This window comes from Halopenitus salinus (genome assembly GCF_042662125.1).
Taxonomy (GTDB): Archaea; Halobacteriota; Halobacteria; order Halobacteriales; family Haloferacaceae; genus Halopenitus; species Halopenitus salinus.
This window is the reverse complement of record NZ_JBHSXL010000001.1, coordinates 213,922-231,404: the sequence shown is the minus strand read 5'-3', so window position 1 is coordinate 231,404 and position 17,483 is coordinate 213,922. Positions and strand designations below refer to the sequence as shown.

Sequence of the window (17,483 nt, the reverse complement as noted above, 5' to 3'; positions counted from 1 at the left end):
AGTCATCCACATCCCGAGGCCCACACATTCGTCTCTGGTAACCTCGGGATGATACCGCAGCCCGCCCTTGTACGGACCGCGGACACTATCGTGTTGAGCCCGATAGCCGGTGAAAACCTCTACTGTTCCGTCATCACGTTCGATCGGGACCGTAACTTCGTGAACCTTCTTTGGATGTTTGAGGCGGTCAACCACATTCGAATCGATATCGAGGTGATCAGCAGCATGTTGCAATTGGCGACGAGCGGTCTCCAAGGCTGATTCAATCTCCGTCTCAGTGGATTTTGCTACTGCTCCCTCTTCGCTTTGTGAGTAGTTGGATTGTGACACCATCGTTATTCAACAGAAACCTGTCGATTTCGCATTTTACCAGCACAGTCAGGACATTGACTGGGGCGATTTTCAGCGAACACGATTTTGCCACACGAAAAGCACTCGTATTCCGATTTTTCGTTTGAGTCAATTTCGATGTCTTTCATGGTGCATCTATGAGTGCCGAAATCAGAGTGGACACTCCGCTATGTAATAATAGGTGTATAAGGATATATTTATGCATGTGATATCACACGTGTGAGCCGATCTCGGGTGTGGTATCAAACATACAACCACCGCGAGTACGAGTCTATTCGAACTTCTACAACCTCGTCGGCAGCACTCGGGGGTCACCGAAACGATCGGATATCGATCCAGCGGTAAAAGCAGGATATCAATCGATGTGACGAATTCCTAACAGAACGCCAACCCGGGGGGAAGAACACGCTCGCCAAAATTGTAAACGAACACGCAACGGATTGCCATCGGGCGCACAGAACCATCCGGTTCTATTGGAATTCTCGTCTAATGATAGATTCTGATCCGGTGGTGATCAGTACATCTGATGTACTGAACGAGTGAGCGTAGAACACTCTCAACTACTGAGGATTGCAACAGAGCCAACTGACCGAGACTATCATCAGAACTAACCGGACATCCGGGTTGGCATGATCCGTGGAGACCAGTAGCGGCCTTCGGCATAATCAGTCCGTAACGGGCCCGTTGGAAGTGACGATCCGCGACGTCGGTAACACTCTGTAACGTCTTTCGATAGCCCGCCTCCGGTGCCGGAAATCCCTGACGGGCGCCGAGCACCTCATCGTTTACCGCCGCGATCTCGTAGAGACGTCCATTGCGGCGGAGCTCCATGTCTCGTTCAATTACTGGCTGATAGAACGGTACCGGGTATATATTCGGGGATCACTAATCCCGGGCGGATTCGAATTGCTTCCATCAGCAGTCCGGGGATTGCCGATTCCCGGATAGCCGGATCCCCCTTTGGCTGCGATCGCCGGATGGCCAATATGCTCCCTCTCGTGGTCGATTTTCGCCCCGATTCCACGCCACTGTCGATACTGATCAGCGGTTCGGTTATTACGGCGTTCTCGAGATCGTCCGCGAAACGCTCACTACGGATTTTCCTTTCTGCTCGTCAAGACCGGACCGACATGGAAAAGCTACCAACCACCCACAGAACTTCACCTCGACTCCGTTTCGTGTATCCCACGAACCACACGAAGGCGACGATCCCCGTTACGCTACGTAACGAACTCAAAATCGCGTCTGGGGATTCACCTTATATACACCCGCCCGCAGTCGTGCCAATCTGCCCCGTCAGGAAACGTGACGGGCGCGACGGGATTTGAACCCGCGGCATCTTGGTCCGGAACCAAGTGCTCTGTCCGCTGAGCTACGCGCCCTCACCTTCGAGTATCCCGCTCGATCGCTTAAACGGTTCGAAAAATGGACCCGGAACCGATCGTGGAGTGAACGTCCGACGCGGCGGATCGCGTCGGCCTACGGCGACTCGCCGGTCTCGATGCTGAAGGAGTCGCGCGGGTAGGCGACGCAGGTGAGCGTGTAGCCGTCGTCGATCTCGGCCTCGCCGAGCATCTGTTGGTCGTCGTGGACGACGTAGTCCTCGGAGGGGCCGTCGGTGATGTGGGCCGAACACGAGACGCACTGGCCCTGCCGGCACGCGTAGGGCATGTCCCAACCCTGCTCTTCGCCCTGGTCGAGGATCGGTTCGTTGTTGGCGAGTTCGACCGTCTCGCCCTCCTTTATGAACTCGACCTCGTAGTACTCGATCTCGTCGTCGGGAATGTCGCCGGGGCCGGCGGACTCCTCGGCGCCGCCCTCCTCGAGCTCGCCGCCCTCGCCGCCTTCACCGCCGCCGCCGACGGCGACGGCGCCGCCACCGCCGCCGATGGAACGGTTCATCGGCTCGGGGAAGTCGGTCTCGGGTACGGTGGACGCACGCCGTTCGAGCACCTCCTCGGAGATGTCCTCGGCCGGGCTCCAGCCGGTCCCCTTCAACGAGGAAAAGAACACGACGACCAACACGATGGACGCCGCCACTCCGATCGCCAGTGGATCAGCCATGTTCGCGAGTACGAAGAGGTCCCATAAGGGGGTTTTGATCGGTTCGAGCGGATCTCGGATCGATCCGAAACGTCCCGTGGCCGGTCGGCGTCGACGCTCCGATCCAAGTGCTGTCGCTCTTTAGGGTGCTGTTGCTCTCCCGGATGCTGTCGCTCGTCAGAGCGTGGACGCCTCGAAAGAAATCGGAACTCGGTTCGCGATCGACGCGGTCGGTGCGGCGAAACGGTCAGGTGGGTGTGGCTGGGCTATCGGCCGACGCTCACATTGCGCCGCCCATGCCGCCCATGCCGCCGCCCATGCCGCCGCCCATGCCGCCCATGCCGCCGGCACCGCCGGGCGCGCCGCCGTCGTCGCCGCCGTCGTCGGAGCCGCCGCCCTTGAGGTCGCCGGCCGCGATGACGTCGTCGATACGGAGGATCATGACGGCCGCCTCGGTGGCGGACTCGATGGCCTGCGTCTTCACGCCGAGGGGCTCGACGACGCCCTCGGCCTCCATGTCGATTACGTCGCCGGTGTAGGCGTCGAGGCCGGCGCCGAGCTCGCCGCCGTCGTGGCGGGCACGGAGGTCCACGAGCGAGTCGATGGGATCGAGACCGGCGTTCTCCGCGAGGGTGCGCGGAATGACCTCGAGCGCGTCCGCGAAGGCCTCGACGGCCAGCTGCTCGCGGCCGCCGACGGAGTCGGCGAAGTCACGAAGCTGGAGCGCCAGCTCGGTCTCGGGCGCGCCGCCGCCGGGCAGCACGGCACCCTCGAGCAGCGTCGTCCGCACGACGCCGAGCGAGTCGTCGACCGCGCGCTCGACCTCGTCGACGACGTGCTCGGTGCCGCCGCGGAGGATGAGCGTGACGGAGCGGGCCTGTTCGACGTCCTCGACGAAGATGCGCTCGTCGCCACCGATGTCCTTCTGGGAGACGGAGCCGGCGAAGCCGAGGTCGTCCTCCTCGATGTCGTCGAGGTTGGCCACGATGTTGCCGCCCGTCGCGCGGGCGAGCCGGTTGAGGTCGTCCGACTTCGCGCGTCGGACCGCGAGGATGCCCTCCTGGGCCAGGTAGTGTTGGGCCATGTCGTCGATTCCGTCGCCCACGAAGACGACGTCGGCGCCGACGTCGACGAGCTCGTCGACGAGCTCGCGAAGCTGGGCCTCCTCCTGGTCGAGGAACTGCTGGAGCTGGTCGGGGTCGGTGACGTTGACCTCGGCGTCGATCTCCGTCTCCTTGACCTCGATGGCGCCGTCGAAGAGCGCCACGTTGGCGTCCTCGACCGCGTAGGGCATGTTCTCGTTGACGCGCTCCTTGTCGACGATGACGCCCTCGACGAGTTCGGACTCGTCGATGGAGCCGCCGACGACCTTCTCGACCGAGACGTTCTCGGTGTCGATGCCGTCGTCGTCGGCCACCGCGAGGACCGCGTCGACGACGAGGTCCGCGAGCTGGTCCTTTGCGGACTCCGCGCCCTTGCCGGTCATCGCCGTGGCGGCGATCTCGGTGAGGGTCTCACGGTCGTCCTCGCTGACCTCGATGGACTCCTCCTCGAGGATCTCCTTGGCCTTCGAGGCGGCCTGGCGGAAGCCCTGTGCGAGCGTCGTCGCGTGGATGTCCTGGTCGAGGAGCTCCTCGGCCTGGTCGAGGAGTTCACCGGCAACGACGACGGCCGTCGTCGTCCCGTCGCCGACCTCGTCCTCCTGGGTCTCGGAGACCTCGACGATCATGTTGGCCGCCGGGTGGTCGATGTCCATCTCCTTGAGGATGGTCACGCCGTCGTTCGTGACGACGACGCCGCCCGTCGAGTCGACGAGCATCTTGTCCATCCCCTTCGGTCCGAGCGTGGTTCGAACCGACTCCGCGACGGCCTTGCCGGCCGTGATGTTCATCGTCTGTGCGTCCTTTCCGGAGGTCCGCTGCGATTCCTCGGAAAGTACGATCATCGGCTGGTTGCCCATTCGCTGTCGCTGACTCATAGTACAGCGTGTGATTGTCTGTAGTTCTATAAAAGGATTACGCTACCGGTCGACGAAAGCGCCTCACGTGACGGCGCAACTGGATGTGTCACTCGATGTCATAGGGTGTGTTTATAAACTAATTCGACGTCGTATCTCCGGGTTCGGCGCCGCATATTCGGATTTCGCGTCCCCGGGCGAGTCACTTCGGGGCGGAGAACCCGACGTCGTCGCCAAGCTCGTTCGACTTCCGCTCCAGGAAGGAGTAGACCGCGCCGTGGGGTGCGCCGTCGAGCAACATTCCGACCGCCCGTCGAACGGCCGAGACCTCCTCGGGACCGCCGATCACGCCGACGGTCGTTCCGTAGACGACGACTTCGGCGCCCGTCAGTTCCTCCATCAGCTCGCGCGTTCGGCCGTTTTCGCCGATGATCCGTCCCTTCTGTCGCTGCAGGTCGTTGTCGTTTCGGGTGTGGTCGGCCAGATCGACTAACTCGAAGCGTCGGAGGTCGTGATCGAGAAGCGAGAGGGCGACGTCGGGGGTGAATCCCCGACCGATCGCGCGGACGATGTCCGGCGCGATCATCGCGGAGACCGGATCGCCCGTCGAGTCGATCGCCACGGAGCCCGTCTCCGAGTCGACGTCGAGTCGGACGTCCGCCCGGTCTTCCACCTCGCGCAACGTCTCGCCGCCCTCGCCGATGAGGACGCCGATCCGGTCCTGCGGAATCGTTACGTGTCGCATACGTCCCGTTGTCCGTGGATCCGTTTAAGGGTGTTCTCGTGTAGTCGCCGTGTGCGTCCCTCTCGTGGGCGATTCCGAACCTGACGGCCGGCGGATCGGTTTGCCGTTTCGAGCGCTCCGTTCGTGAGGAGCACTCCGTTCGTGGAGGAGCACTCCGTTCGTGAGGAACACTCAGATCGCGAGGATGTCGTTTACGAGCGTGCGCGTGATGATGGCGGTCAGACAGCCGACCCACGTCAACGTCACGAAGTGGATGTACCCGTTCGCGGGGTTGCCGCCGTCGATCGTCCGGATCATGAGCGAGGAGACGACCGCGTTGAACAGGACGATCGTCAAAAGCAGGAACTCGATGACCGGGATGTCGTAGACGCCCGCGTAGATGATCTGTCCGAAGTCCATCTCGTCGACGTCGAGATCGGCGGAGAGGTCCGCGAGGATCGAAACGACCTCCAGGCCGATGAAGAAGGCGAACGTGGAGGCCGCCGTGATCCCGTAGACGAGACCGATGAGGGTCACGGCCGACTGGCGGCGCTGCTCGCGAAGCTGGATCACGGCGTTCATGTTCGCGGAGATCAACTCGCCGAGCTGTTTGGGATCGCCGCCCATCCGGCGGCCGATCAGGTACATCTCCGAGAACTTCTGGATCAGATACGACCGCGTGTCGATCGCGAACCGCCTCCAGGCGCCCTCCGGCTCGATGCGAACGCTGAGGCGCCGATAGAGGCGCTCGATGGCCGGCGAAAGCGCCCCGAAGTCCTTCTCGCGCAGCGACTCCAACACCTTCGTCGTCGTCGACTGCTTCGCGCTCTCGGTCGCGCCGAGCGCCCTGATGAACGAGGGGAACTCCTCGTCTCGAGCGCTTATCGCGGTCTCCTCGCGACGCAAGATCACGCCGGTGAACAAAAGCGGCGTGAGCGGAACACAGACGTACAACGGCAGCGGAACTGGGTTCAAAAACCACAGCAGTCCCGGAAGCCCCGGCCCGACGCCGACGATTCCGCCGCCGGTCACGGCGATGAGCAAAAGCGATCCGACCCCGCCGAGCGCCAGGGCGCCGTAGAGCCGTACGTCTCCGGGCGCGCCGTTCTCCGGATGGTACCAGATCGGATCGTAGGGCGTCATCGACCGGATGACCACGTAGAACCCGGACTGTACGAGCACGAACAGGACGATCACGGCCACCACGGTCATCGTCGGATCCGTTCCCGTCAGGATCGGGAGGACGACGGCGAAGACGAGCGCGAACGTCATCGAGAGGATCATCGACATGTACAGATCCTTCATCACCTCCAGGTTCGCAAGCGCGGACTCGTACAGGGTCTCGTAGTTCGTCAACATCACGTCCTGTTCGGACAGCAGGAACTCCTCGAGCGGCTGTCCGGCGCCGATCGTGTAGCCCAGTCGCTCGAAGAAGTCGGCGAGCATCTTCGAGGGCACGCGCTTGGCGCGGCGGCGACACGCGTCGTCGAGGCTCTGGTTCCACGTGTCGACGAGGTGGACCACGCGGCCGATCTCCTCGGCGGCGACGCCGTACTCCTCCTCGCGCGCGAGCGTCCGGAACACCTCCATCCGGTCGATGTTCGTGGTCGAAAGCACCGTCATGTGGGTCATGACCAGATGGAGCTGGTTGTCGATGTGTGACCTGCGGCTGTTGAGGTACAGCTTCGGGTATCCCACCGCCGACGCGAACACGAGCAGACCGATCCCGACGATCGGAAGCTTGACCGAAAGCGGAAGAGAGACGACGAGCGCGACGCCGACGGTGACCGCCAGGAACGTCGACGCCGGAAGCAGGACGTAGCCCACGTACTGCCGTTTGCTGATGTCCAGCCTGTCGAACGACTCCAGCAGCTCGGAGACGAGCGAGATGAGCCCCGCGATCCCGGTTTCGGTTCCCTTGATCGACATGGTGTGTCTCCTTCGTGTTTCGCGTTCGTTCGCGTCCGGTCGTCCCCGTTCCCGCCTCCGTCGTCCTCATCTCCTCCTTCGTCGACCTCGTCTACGGCGAGTCGACGGACCGCTATCGACTCATCTCGAAGGGAAGCCCCTCGATCCCGTCGCGTTGGAACGCCGTGATCGTCTCGTTGACCTCGTGGTATCCCACGATCCCCTCATCGATCATCCGCTCCGTCAGGTTCGCACGAAACTGCAGGTCGTCGTAGATACGACGGGTGTCGGCGTAGCCGAGAAGCGTCGCGATTTGCTCTTCGAGGACGTAGGAGTTGTTCATTCCCTGGAAGACGATCCGGTCCTCGACGGGGTCCCAGTTGAACACCTCCCGGGTGATGACCCCGTCCATCTCCTTGGAGTAGCCCTCGATCTCCTGGACGCTCGTCACGCGGCGTAACACCTCGTCGCCCTGTTTCACCCGGTTCTGGAAGAGCGCGACGTCGGCGTTGTCCATGAACGTCTCCGGGACGTTGATCGGATCGGAGGTGAACCGCTGGATCATCGAGACGATGTCGCTCGCGTGGAAGGTCAACATCACGGGGTGGCCCGTCTGGGCCGCCTGGAACGCCATCCGTCCCTCCGCGCCCCGAACCTCGCCGACGATGATGTAGTCCGGTCGCGACCGAAGCGCCGCCGCGACCAGATCGAACATGTCGACGTCGACGGAGCCCTCCCCGCCGCCTTCCCGCGTCAACAGCTGTTGCCAGGTGTTGTGCGGCGGGATCACCTCCGCCGTGTCCTCGGCGGTGTATATCTTCGAGTCGCGAGGGATGTACGAGAGGACGGCGTTGAGCGTCGTCGTCTTTCCGGAGGCCGTCTCGCCGACGACGAAGACGGTCTGTTCGTTCTCGAGACACAGCCACAGGTAGGCGGCCAGCTCCGGCGAGAGCGTCCCCCAGTCGGTGATCTGATTCACCGAAAGCGGCGTCTCCTGGCCCTGACGGATCGTCAACGAGGACCCCTTGATCGAGACGTCGTCGGAGTAGATGATGTTGATCCGCGAGCCGTCCGGCAGCGTCGAGTCGACGATCGGGTCGGCATCGGAGACCGGATCGCCGATCCGCTCGCCCATGTTTCGAAGCCAGTTGTCGAACTCCGCCCTGGTGCCGAAGTCGACCGTCGTCTCCAGCATCCCGAAGACGCCGTGGTCGACGTGACACTCGTGGGGGCCGATGACGTGGATGTCCTCGTTCGCCGGATCGCGCATCACGGGTTCGAGCGGCCCGTAGCCGACGATGTCGCGGGTGAGCCGGTACCGGATGCTCTCGTAGGTCTCGGGCGTGACGGACAGCTTTCCCCAGTTCAACGCGCGCCGGACGGACCCGAGGCGGCCCCCGTTCCCGTCGTCGATCGTCGTCACGTCGTCCAACAGCGTGTCGATGAGCTTCGTGTACTCCTCGGTCGTCTCCGGCGTTCGGTACTCCCCGGAGGCGGTGAGCAGCTCGTCCCTGACGGACTGCAGCGTCTCCGCCTCCGCGCCGGACAGCTCCGGCTCGATCGCGTAGTACTTCGTCTCCTGGCCGAGGTCGCCGTAGATGTGACAGAAGATCGGCCCGCCGACCGGGTAGAGGACGTTCGGCCGCTCCGACTCGTACTCGTCTTTCGCCTCCTCGATCAGCTGTGGAAACTCGCCGGTGATCTGTCTGAACTGCCGGAGGTGTCGGTGGAGGTGCGGTCGTCGATTTGCCACCTCCACGAGTTCCGACGACGGGCGAGCGGTTCCCTGTTCGGTCACGTCGATCCCACTCTCCCGCCCGACTCGTTTTCGTTCATGTGTTCATGCGACGCTCCGGCTCTCGACCACCACGCCGATCCCCGACCGAACGGAGTAGCCGATCGTGTCGCCGACCTGTTCGCCCATCCCCGCAAAGCGCTTTACGCTTATCTGTCTGCGGACCTCGCTTCCGACCTCGATCATCTCGAGTTGCAGGTAGACGTCCGCGATCGCCCGAAACGGTCCGATCGCGTCCTCGTCGATCGCCGAGGGATCGATCGTCAACACGATCACCTTTCCTCGCGAGATGACGTCGCGGAAAAACGAGATGATCTCCAGGGCCGCCTGTCGCTCCTCGTTCTTCCGAATGAGCGACTCGAAGGTCGGGTCGTTGCGGAGGATCGAATCGAACGTGTCGATGAATATCACGTCCGTGTTCCACATCACCTCCGCGTTCATCAGCCGGCTCAGAAGCTGCATCCGCTCGCCGGAGCCCTCCGAGAACGCGCCGCCGGAGTTGAAGTCCGCGTGCAAGAACAGCAGCTCCTCGTTCAAAAGCGGGCGGACGACGTCGTAGGACAGCGAGTGCATCTGGTCGATGAACCCGCGGATGGTCAGTTCCGTCGAGAGCATCGTCACGCTCGCACCCTCCGAGAGCAGCCCGTGGCAGAACCGCTGGGAGAGCGCCGACTTCCCGGCGCCGTAATCGCCTTCCATCAACACGATGCTTCCCCGCGGGATCCCCCCGCCGAGCTCCATGTTCACCCGGTCGTGATCGTCGAGCCCGAGCGAGAGCAGGTTGTCGCGCGACATCGTTCAGCTCCCCCCGTCGTACCGGAACTCGAAGACTTCCTCGTCACCGTTCACGGTCATCGCGATCCGGTGATCCCCTGCATCGAGATCGACGTCGATCGCGAAGGCCATCACGTCGCCGCGGGCCCAGGTCGTTCCCGATCCCGAGTACAACGTCGTCTCGATCGAATCGTGCGTGATGAACCGTCCGTCGACGACGATCACCACGCCCGACCCGTCGGGAGCGAGCCGGTGTGTCCCCGTGTTCTTCACGAGCAGCGAGAGGGTTCCCTCGCTCGAGTCGTAGACGGCGTCGCTGCCCGCGTCGGAGACGATCGTCACGTCGGTCCGCATGTCCGTCGCGACGTCGGCGCTGCCGTCCTCGATCGCGGCGTTGACCTGGTCGACGCCGGAGGTCACCGTCCCGACGACTCCCGCGGCGATCACCAAACTCGCGATGAAGATGATCATGTGGGAAATGGAGACGCTCGCCATCTATGCGGCCACCACCGTTCCACGGACCTGCAGCCCCTCCTCGGTGGCGACGAGCGCGGTCTCGGGGTCGTCGGCCGGGACCGAAAACCGCAGTCGCTCCTCGGGTAGCCACAGCTCGGTCGACGTCGATCCGTTCGCCGGATCGGTGGTCTCGGGATCGTAGACGATGGTCTCCTCGTCGCTCGTGGTGACGTACTCGTTGTCGACGACGAGCGACGTCCTCGGCACCGAGACGGTTCGTGCCCCCCCGTTCTCGACGGTGACGTTCAGCGTCGACCCGTCGTATGTCGCGTTCACGAACTCAACGTCGGTGTTCTCCCGCTCGAGGGCGCGTTCGTTGACCTCCGATCCAGCGTCGCTCACGCGGTCGAAACCGTTCGAGGCGACCGGATACAGCGTCCCGAACGCCACGAAGAGCCCGGCGACGATGATCGCCGTGGACGCCGAGACGCTAACGCCCATCCGGGAACCTCCCCGAGAACGGCCGTCCGGTCTCCCGGTCGGCCACGCCGTCGGTTCGCTCCTCGTTCCGTGTTCCCCTCACGTCTTCTCCCGCGTTCGTTCCCCGTCCCCCCGAACGCGGAGACAGCGAACGCGTGTCCGATCGGCCCGTCCGACCGTCGTGTCGGTTCTCGCGGCCTCGAGCGTTCCGGTCGCCGCTTCGATCCGGATTTCGACGCTCGGGCCGGCCTCGAGATCCATCGCCGGATCGCCCGCGACGGTCGCCGTTTTGTCCTCCCTCAGACGATCCCCCCCGGGAGCGCGGCCGTGATTGCGCGTTTCGCCCCCCCTCGCGTCCGGGTTCAGGTCCCGTTTCCGATCGGGTCCCCGTCCCGTTCTCCCCCTCCTCGGCGGTCGGGATACGCGAATTCCCCAGGTCGAGCAGCTGTCGCTCCGTCAGATCCTCCCACCGGTCCAACAGCACGTCCCGGGAGTCCGTGTCGGCGAGTCGGAGGACGTACTGCAGGCTCCGCGTGTGGTGGCTCCTCTCGAGGACCGCCGTACCGGGTCGGATCACCTCGTTTCTGTCGACCTGGCCGAATCCCGAGAGGAACGCGCGAAGCTGTTCCGCGACGGACTCCGAGATCCAGTCGATCCGCTCGTAATAACGGATCGCGCGCGCCGCGTCCGTCACGTCCGCGGTCTCGACGAGGTACTCCAACCACTCCATCACCAGGAGGTCACACACGTGCTCGGCGGGCAGCGACCGGAGATACGGCTCGCGACGTCCGGGCTGGAGCTCGTCGGCGTCGACGTACTCGAACCCGTCGTCGAACCCTTCCGTCCCCCTTCGATCGGGACCGTACCCCGCGGCACGCTCCGCGTTCTCACCTCGACCGGTCGGGCTCTCGTCGGCCGGCTCGTGGGAACCCTCGTGCTCCCTCTCGGGAACGTCCCCCGGTTCCGACGCGGAGACCGACCCGGTACTCATATGCACCGACTCGCCGCTCGAGGCCGGGGTGTGGTCGTCCTCGGCGTCGAACTCCTCTTTCAGGTCGCTGAAGTCACGTCCCCCCTTCGGCGGATCGTTGGACTCGGATGCGCCCTCTCGACGTTCGTCGGCCTCGTCGATCGTGCTTTCGAGGATCGGATCGACCGGCTCCTCGTCGGCGTCGGGCTCGGTGTTCAGCATTGAATCCGCATCCGGATCGTCGAAGGCCCCTTCGGAATCGCCGGAATCCTCCCCTGTGTCCCGATCGAACAGGCCGAGTGCCGCGTCGCTCCCGCCGCCGTCGAAGCCGCCTCCGCCGCCGAAGGCGTCAGTCTCGTCGACGAACGGGTTCACGCCCTGGGTGACCATCTCGTAGATCCCCAGCAGGTTGCGGATGTCCTCCTCGATCTCCCCCACCGTCTCGTCGATCTCGTCGTTCTCCGATCGAACGGTCGAGACGGTCGAGGAGAGCGACTCGAGATCCTCCTCGATCTCCTCGACGCGACGTTCGAGTTCCCTGGCACCGCCGCCGCTTCCCTCGAGTGATCCCCCCATTCCCCCCTCGGCGGCGTCCCCCTCCAAGCCGCCGAGCGCGTCCGATTCTCCCCCCATCCCCCCGGCCCCATCGCCACCGCCGAACCCCCCGCTACCGCCGAGTTCGTCTTCGAGGCCACCGCCGGCGAACCCGCCGTCGTCGGCCAGCGGATCGCTACTGTCGTCGTCGCTGGGCTCGTCGTCGCGGAACCTGTCCAGAAGCCCCGCCCCGATCAGCCCCACGACGGTGCCTCCGACCGTCGAGAGGGTCCAGATCGATGTTTCGAGCGCCATTATCCTGGCGAACTACCGAGTCGCACTTTAATGTATCCACTTCAGTATCATCGCTGATAACTATCGTGATGGCTGAATGATCAATCCCCGGCGGCAGCCGGATCGACGTGTCACTGAAACAGATATTTACCGAACGTCATCCATCCGGATCCTCGCCGATCCAGTTCCACGCTCCGGCGTCTCCGCCCTCGTCGTCCCTCGAGCTTTTTGGTGACGTCCCTCGCGAGTCCGTCCCTCGCGAGTCCGTCCCTCGCGGCGCGCGATCCCGATCGGATCGACGGTTCCTCTCGTTTCCTCGGCCCTCTCGCGTGGGTTGCCCGCTTTCGTCCGTCCGCCTTCTCGGGTTCCCGGTTCGGGCGTCCGCCCCGTCGTCACTTTCATCGGATTCTCCGTCGCTCGACGTCTCGATCCGGAGGCCGCCGTGGGCCTCCGCGACCGCCAGGAGGTCGCCGATCGAGTCCTCGCGCGTCAGCCCGTGGCGTTCCACGTATCGATCAAGGGTCCCGCGCGGGAACTGGACGGGGGTCTCCGAGGCCGCGATGAGGATGCCGAGCGCCTCGTCGATCGGCGCCTCGCCGGCCGCGTTTCGGGTGAACCAGGTCAAAAGCGTCTCGAAGGTCGCGGAGACGTCCCCGGAGACCATCCGGTGGCGTACCACCTCGTCGCCGACCGAAAGCGTCGCGTCGAAGCCGAACTCGAAGCCGTCGTCCTCGAAGGAGGCCGCCAGCCAGCGGCTCACGTCCCGAGAGGAGATCGGTCTCCGCTCGCTCCGTGATCTGGACCGTTTGGGAGTCCCGCTCTCCGGCTCCTGTGGGCTCGAGGTTCCGGCGTCGGATGATCGGGTGCCGATTCGCGACGTCGGCCCGCGCCCTCGTCCCGTATCCGTTCGCGAATCCGCCGATCCCCCCGTATCCGTGTCGGTTTCCGTCGTTCGATCGGCCTGTTCGGATTCGGTTTCCGCCGTTCGCTCGGCCTGTTCGGATTCGGTCGATTCCCCCAGCAGCTCCGCCAGCCGCTCCGCATCGCTCGGCACTCGCGGGGGGCCACTTCCCGCGGAGACCACGTACCGTCCGTCGTCGATCTCCTCGACCCGCTCGTCGTCGGTGAAGTCGAGGTCGTCGGGATCGAAGGCGGGGCCGTCGTCGCTCATGTGTTGTGTACGCTCATGCTCATCATCGGCGAGTTAGTATAAAAAACGAGCGACGAAGGATTTGGACGGACGCTACAGCGAGACGGCGCTCTTGCCCGATAACGAGTCGGGCGCGCGTATCTCGACGGTGGTCGTCGCGCCGGAGGCGGTCGTTATCCGGAGTTCGAGGGTGCCACCCTCCGCGAGGCCGGTGGAGCCGTCACCACCGACCTCCGAGATCGCTTGCAGATCGAGGGTGACCTTGTGGAGGTCGTTTTCGTCGGTGACGATGTTTCCGCTCCCGTCCACGGCTTGTGTGGTGAACTCCGTGCTGCTCGTACTGTCGCTGTGAGTCAGAGTGATCGACCCGCTGTCGGCGATGAGGTCGATCGTGACCTCCGTGAGGTCGATGTCGTTCGAGCCGGGGCTCTTCGTCGAGCTCATGTCGATCGTGGTGATCTCGTCGTTTCCGATCGCGCCGATCGTGCTCACGACCTGCAGGCGATCGGTGACTTGACTGGTACTCTCCTCGCCCGTGTTTTCGGACTGCGTCTGGAGGAAGCCGGCGGTGTTGATGAGCACGCCCGCGGCGATCGCCGCCACGAGCACCATCGCGATGAACACGATGAGGGTGCCGATCCCCACCTGACCCCTTTCGTCGTCCTCTGTGATTCGTTCGAACATGGTTTCGTGTGGTGCGCCCGTGGGGTCGCCACGGACATACTCCGGCAGACGAAAACACCGTACATAAAAACTCGTCTCAAAATATTTGTTCTGATAATGGACTTGCGTCCTGCGTTTTTGACCCCGATCGCTCGGCATATGGTGTCATCAAAACAACTATTTCCTCGGGCGGAGTTATCGACTCTGATATCTGCCTCTCACTCTTCGAACTCCATCGAGGATACCCGCCTTCGACGCCCCCTCGATCGGCTCGCGAGCGTACGCTCTACAGCAACGCCCTAATGCGCGGCATGAGGCCTCGAGAACTCGGAGATCTCAAACGCAGCGGGTTCCGGCGGGACGCGGTCGAATCCGATCGACGAGTCACCGGTAGGTGATGAGGCTGTAGACCACGAAGCTGAACCCGACGCCGGTGAGTCCGCTGTTGACCGTCAAAAGCGACCTCGTGCCGGTGAAGTCGGTCACGAACGCGCTCACGGAGGTGGCGATCGCCGCCGCGACGATGAGCGCGAACCCGATCGACAGGTGGATCATCGCACGCCGCTCGGTCTCCTGGTAGGCCCGAAGCGCGAGGGCCACCATCGTCAGCCCCGCGACGACGAGCCCCGCGGTGGCCAACAGGTATAGACCCTCCATCGGTTGCATACGGGACGTGACTCGATCGGACACATAAAACTACGGATCAAAATATCACCGATAATAACGTCGCTTTCCGACGAATCACCCGTTCTCGTCGCCGATCGACCCGTCGTGGCGTGGATCGGCTCGCCCCCGACGTGACCGCCTACGTTTCGAAGTGCGTACCTTTACAAGGGCGGAATCAATATTGAGACCGTTGAATGTCGGGGGACGACCTGATCGAGGTGCTCGGGAACAAGTACAACACGGATATCCTCGCTGCGGCCGACGATCCCAAGTCTGCCCAGGAGCTGAGCGACGAGCTCGACGTCCCGATCGCGACGTGCTACCGGCGGATCGACGAGCTGCAGGAGGCCGACCTCCTCGAGTTACACGACCGGCCGCTCTCGGAGGATCGTCGCCGAATAAACGTCTACCGGCGCCGCGTCGAGCGCGTTTCCGTCGAGTTCGCCGACGGAGTCGACGTCGACCTCGAGGAGCGGTCGGCGGTCACGAACCGCCTCGACGAGGTGTGGCGCAACCTCTCGAACGCGTGACCTCGGTAGTTTCGTCCCCTCCCTGCGCGTTCGACCCTTCAACGCGTTCGCTCCCGCTCAAAACGGCGTCTCCGAGTTATCCATCATCGTGAACCCGCCGGCCTGGTCGTGGACGACGAGTCCTCCCTCGTCGATCTCCAGGGGATAGATGTCCGTGTCGATGTCCTGTTTGCGCATCTTCGCCACCCAGAGGTACCTGTTGACGCCCGAATCCGTCGGCGTCTGGATGAGGTAGACGTTGCCGTCGGTGAGGAAGTTCTCCAAGCCGATCTCGGTGTCCGGAAAGACGGCGCCCTGCTCGTTTATCAGAAGCGACGTGAGGCCGTTCTCCTTGAGGATGTCCGAGAACTTCAACAGGTAGGTCCGCTCCTCGCGTTCGTTCTCGAAGAAGAGTTTGAACATCGACAGGGAGTCGAGCACCAGTCGGTCGAATCCGCCGTCGCCGACCGTCTCCAGGATCCGATCGATCGTCTCCGAGAGGTCGCCGTCGCCGAGCAGCTGCCGCTTGTCGAGGACGACGATCCGGCCGTCGTCGACGTACTCGTCGAACGACTCGAAGCCGATCGACTCCGCCGCGGCGCGGATGTCCTCCGCGTCCTCCTCGAAGGAGATGTAGACGCCCCGCTCGTCGAACTCCCGGACGCCGGTGTAGAGATACTGGATCCCGAGGAGGCTCTTTCCGGTTCCCGGGTTCCCGGAGACGAGAACTGTCGACTGTGGGGTGATTCCACCGCCGAGGATCGCGTCCAAACCGTCGACGCCCGTGGAGACGAGTCGGGACATGTTGGCGACACCTCCGACGGCGAGCGATAAAGTCCTCCCGGTCGACCAGGCCGACGCCCTCGAGAACGCGAGGATCGCCGGACGGACCAACAGCCGGGCTTTTACGCCTCGGTCTCGAAGTTCCGAGGAATGACAGAGGAGTTCGACCTGCTCGAGCCCGCCGACGATCCGGGCGACGAGTGGGAGGAGCTCGACGTCTCCGATACCGAGGCGGACCGGATCGCCCGCCGCCAGGATCGGGAGTTCAGCGAGTTCCGCAAGCGGCTCAAGGACGCCGACCAGTTCAAACTCGACGGGTCGGTCTTCGACGACGCCACGCTCGCCGCGATCTACAAGCTCGTCCAGGACGGCTACATAACCGCCTTCGGCGGACCCGTCTCGACGGGCAAGGAGGCCAACGTCTTCGAGGCGTTCGGCGAGGACGAAAGCCAGGAGGTCGCGGTGAAGATCTACCGGATCAACTCCTCGAACTTCACCCAGATGCGCGAGTATCTCGAGGGCGATCCGCGGTTCGAGGGGATCGCCTCCGACAAGAAGGCGACCGTGCTCGCCTGGACCCGAAAGGAGTTCGCCAACCTCCGGCGCGCGTACGACGCCGGCGTCCGCGTCCCCGAACCGATCGCCGTCCAGCGAAACGCGCTCGTGATGGAGCTCGTCGGCCACGCCGACGACCGCGCGCGCCGGCTCTCGGAGGTGACCGTCGAGAACCCCGAGACCGCCTTCGAGGTCGTCCGCGAGTACATGCGTCGGCTCTATCGGGTCGGGCTGATCCACGGCGACCTCTCCGAGTACAACCTGATCGTTCACGACGGCGAGCTGGTGGTCATCGACCTCGGACAGGCCGTGACGGTTCACCACCCGAACGCCCGGACGTTCCTCGAGCGCGACTGCCGGAACGTGGCCGCCTTCTTCTCCCGGCAGGGACTGGAGGTCTCCGCTGACGATCTGGCGGCCGCCGTCACCGAGCCGGAGCCGGAGCCCGGCGGCAACTCCGACGAGGAGTAGCCCTGATCGGCCGATCGTCTCCTTCGGCGTCGCCCGGTCGTCACGGAACGCTTTTCGCCCGCCGGATCGACCCTCCGATATGGCTCTCGCTCCGATCGTCGCCGGTTCCGGAGTCCTCCTCGCCGCGGCGGCCGCGATCGCGGTCTACTGGGACGCCGACCGCCTCGGGATCGCGCGGGCACCGCTTTGGGCCGGATTCGTCTTCGTCACCGTGGCCGTGGGGCTCACGCTCCCGGTCTTCGTCCCGACCATCCCGATCCCGGGCACCCTGATCATCCTCGTGATGGGGCCGGCGCTGTACGCCTTCGAGCGCGACGACTCCCGCTACGGCTCCGACGCCGATCCCGGGTCGCTCCCGAACGAGGCACGCGACGACGGCGAAAAAGAGGAATAGCGACCG

The 17,483-nt window shown here is 64.0% G+C and carries 18 protein-coding genes and 1 tRNA gene; 3 read left to right on the top strand and 16 right to left on the bottom strand.

What is annotated here, in order from left to right:
- From ACFQE9_RS01140 to ACFQE9_RS01070, 15 genes are all read right to left on the bottom strand, one after another.
- On the bottom strand, positions 1 to 333 hold a 333-nt coding region (locus tag ACFQE9_RS01140; protein ID WP_379739216.1), incomplete at its 3' end, for a Glu/Leu/Phe/Val dehydrogenase dimerization domain-containing protein.
- A 2-nt stretch (positions 334 to 335) separates the two neighbouring features.
- Positions 336 to 479 carry a rubrerythrin-like domain-containing protein gene (locus ACFQE9_RS01135; protein ID WP_379739213.1) on the bottom strand — a complete coding sequence of 48 codons (144 nt, stop codon included), beginning with the start codon at positions 477 to 479 and terminating at the stop codon, positions 336 to 338.
- 1,181 nt (positions 480 to 1,660) lie between these two features.
- Positions 1,661 to 1,733: transfer RNA gene (locus ACFQE9_RS01130), tRNA-Arg, on the bottom strand.
- A 97-nt stretch (positions 1,734 to 1,830) separates the two neighbouring features.
- Positions 1,831 to 2,415 (bottom strand): 2Fe-2S iron-sulfur cluster-binding protein, encoded by a 585-nt coding sequence (locus ACFQE9_RS01125; RefSeq protein ID WP_379739211.1) that lies wholly within the window; start codon positions 2,413 to 2,415, stop codon positions 1,831 to 1,833.
- Positions 2,416 to 2,674: 259 nt separating this feature from the next.
- Complete coding sequence (gene thsA, locus ACFQE9_RS01120; RefSeq protein WP_379739229.1) at positions 2,675 to 4,339, bottom strand: thermosome subunit alpha; 1,665 nt, start codon at positions 4,337 to 4,339, stop codon at positions 2,675 to 2,677.
- 214 nt (positions 4,340 to 4,553) lie between these two features.
- Complete coding sequence (locus tag ACFQE9_RS01115) at positions 4,554 to 5,096, bottom strand: KH domain-containing protein (protein ID WP_379739208.1); 543 nt, start codon at positions 5,094 to 5,096, stop codon at positions 4,554 to 4,556.
- A 171-nt stretch (positions 5,097 to 5,267) separates the two neighbouring features.
- Entirely contained in the window at positions 5,268 to 7,004 is a 1,737-nt protein-coding gene (flaJ, locus tag ACFQE9_RS01110) for an archaellar assembly protein FlaJ (protein WP_379739205.1), read from the bottom strand.
- 112 nt (positions 7,005 to 7,116) lie between these two features.
- Positions 7,117 to 8,781: a type II/IV secretion system ATPase subunit gene (locus ACFQE9_RS01105; protein ID WP_379739202.1), complete on the bottom strand. Its 1,665-nt coding sequence runs from the start codon at positions 8,779 to 8,781 to the stop codon at positions 7,117 to 7,119.
- Positions 8,782 to 8,823: 42 nt separating this feature from the next.
- Positions 8,824 to 9,573 carry an archaellum protein ArlH gene (gene arlH / locus ACFQE9_RS01100; protein WP_379739198.1) on the bottom strand — a complete coding sequence of 250 codons (750 nt, stop codon included), beginning with the start codon at positions 9,571 to 9,573 and terminating at the stop codon, positions 8,824 to 8,826.
- Positions 9,574 to 9,576: 3 nt separating this feature from the next.
- Positions 9,577 to 10,047 (bottom strand): archaellum stator protein ArlG, encoded by a 471-nt coding sequence (arlG, locus tag ACFQE9_RS01095; RefSeq protein ID WP_379739195.1) that lies wholly within the window; start codon positions 10,045 to 10,047, stop codon positions 9,577 to 9,579.
- Entirely contained in the window at positions 10,048 to 10,509 is a 462-nt protein-coding gene (gene arlF / locus ACFQE9_RS01090) for an archaellum stator protein ArlF (RefSeq protein ID WP_379739192.1), read from the bottom strand.
- Positions 10,499 to 12,307, bottom strand: coding sequence for a FlaD/FlaE family flagellar protein (locus ACFQE9_RS01085; RefSeq protein WP_379739189.1), 1,809 nt, complete (start codon positions 12,305 to 12,307; stop codon positions 10,499 to 10,501). The genes arlF and ACFQE9_RS01085 overlap by 11 nt, the downstream gene beginning before the upstream one ends.
- Positions 12,308 to 12,443: 136 nt before the next feature.
- Positions 12,444 to 13,457, bottom strand: a complete 1,014-nt coding sequence (locus tag ACFQE9_RS01080; protein WP_379739186.1) for a DUF7500 family protein — start codon at positions 13,455 to 13,457, stop codon at positions 12,444 to 12,446.
- Positions 13,458 to 13,529: 72 nt separating this feature from the next.
- Positions 13,530 to 14,120 (bottom strand): archaellin/type IV pilin N-terminal domain-containing protein, encoded by a 591-nt coding sequence (locus tag ACFQE9_RS01075; RefSeq protein WP_379739182.1) that lies wholly within the window; start codon positions 14,118 to 14,120, stop codon positions 13,530 to 13,532.
- Between the two features lie 363 nt (positions 14,121 to 14,483).
- Positions 14,484 to 14,765 carry a DUF7521 family protein gene (locus ACFQE9_RS01070; protein WP_379739179.1) on the bottom strand — a complete coding sequence of 94 codons (282 nt, stop codon included), beginning with the start codon at positions 14,763 to 14,765 and terminating at the stop codon, positions 14,484 to 14,486.
- Between the two features lie 194 nt (positions 14,766 to 14,959).
- On the opposite strand from ACFQE9_RS01070, the gene ACFQE9_RS01065 reads away from it, so the two are divergent.
- Entirely contained in the window at positions 14,960 to 15,295 is a 336-nt protein-coding gene (locus ACFQE9_RS01065; protein ID WP_379739176.1) for a winged helix-turn-helix domain-containing protein, read from the top strand.
- Between the two features lie 57 nt (positions 15,296 to 15,352).
- Here ACFQE9_RS01065 and ACFQE9_RS01060 read toward each other — a convergent pair whose 3' ends face one another.
- Positions 15,353 to 16,078 carry an RAD55 family ATPase gene (locus tag ACFQE9_RS01060; protein WP_379739173.1) on the bottom strand — a complete coding sequence of 242 codons (726 nt, stop codon included), beginning with the start codon at positions 16,076 to 16,078 and terminating at the stop codon, positions 15,353 to 15,355.
- 129 nt (positions 16,079 to 16,207) lie between these two features.
- Here ACFQE9_RS01060 and rio1 point away from each other — a divergent pair, with 129 nt between their 5' ends.
- Positions 16,208 to 17,083 carry a serine/threonine-protein kinase Rio1 gene (gene rio1, locus ACFQE9_RS01055; RefSeq protein ID WP_379739170.1) on the top strand — a complete coding sequence of 292 codons (876 nt, stop codon included), beginning with the start codon at positions 16,208 to 16,210 and terminating at the stop codon, positions 17,081 to 17,083.
- 79 nt (positions 17,084 to 17,162) lie between these two features.
- Positions 17,163 to 17,477 (top strand): hypothetical protein, encoded by a 315-nt coding sequence (locus ACFQE9_RS01050; protein ID WP_379739166.1) that lies wholly within the window; start codon positions 17,163 to 17,165, stop codon positions 17,475 to 17,477.
- Positions 17,478 to 17,483: the final 6 nt, after the last annotated feature.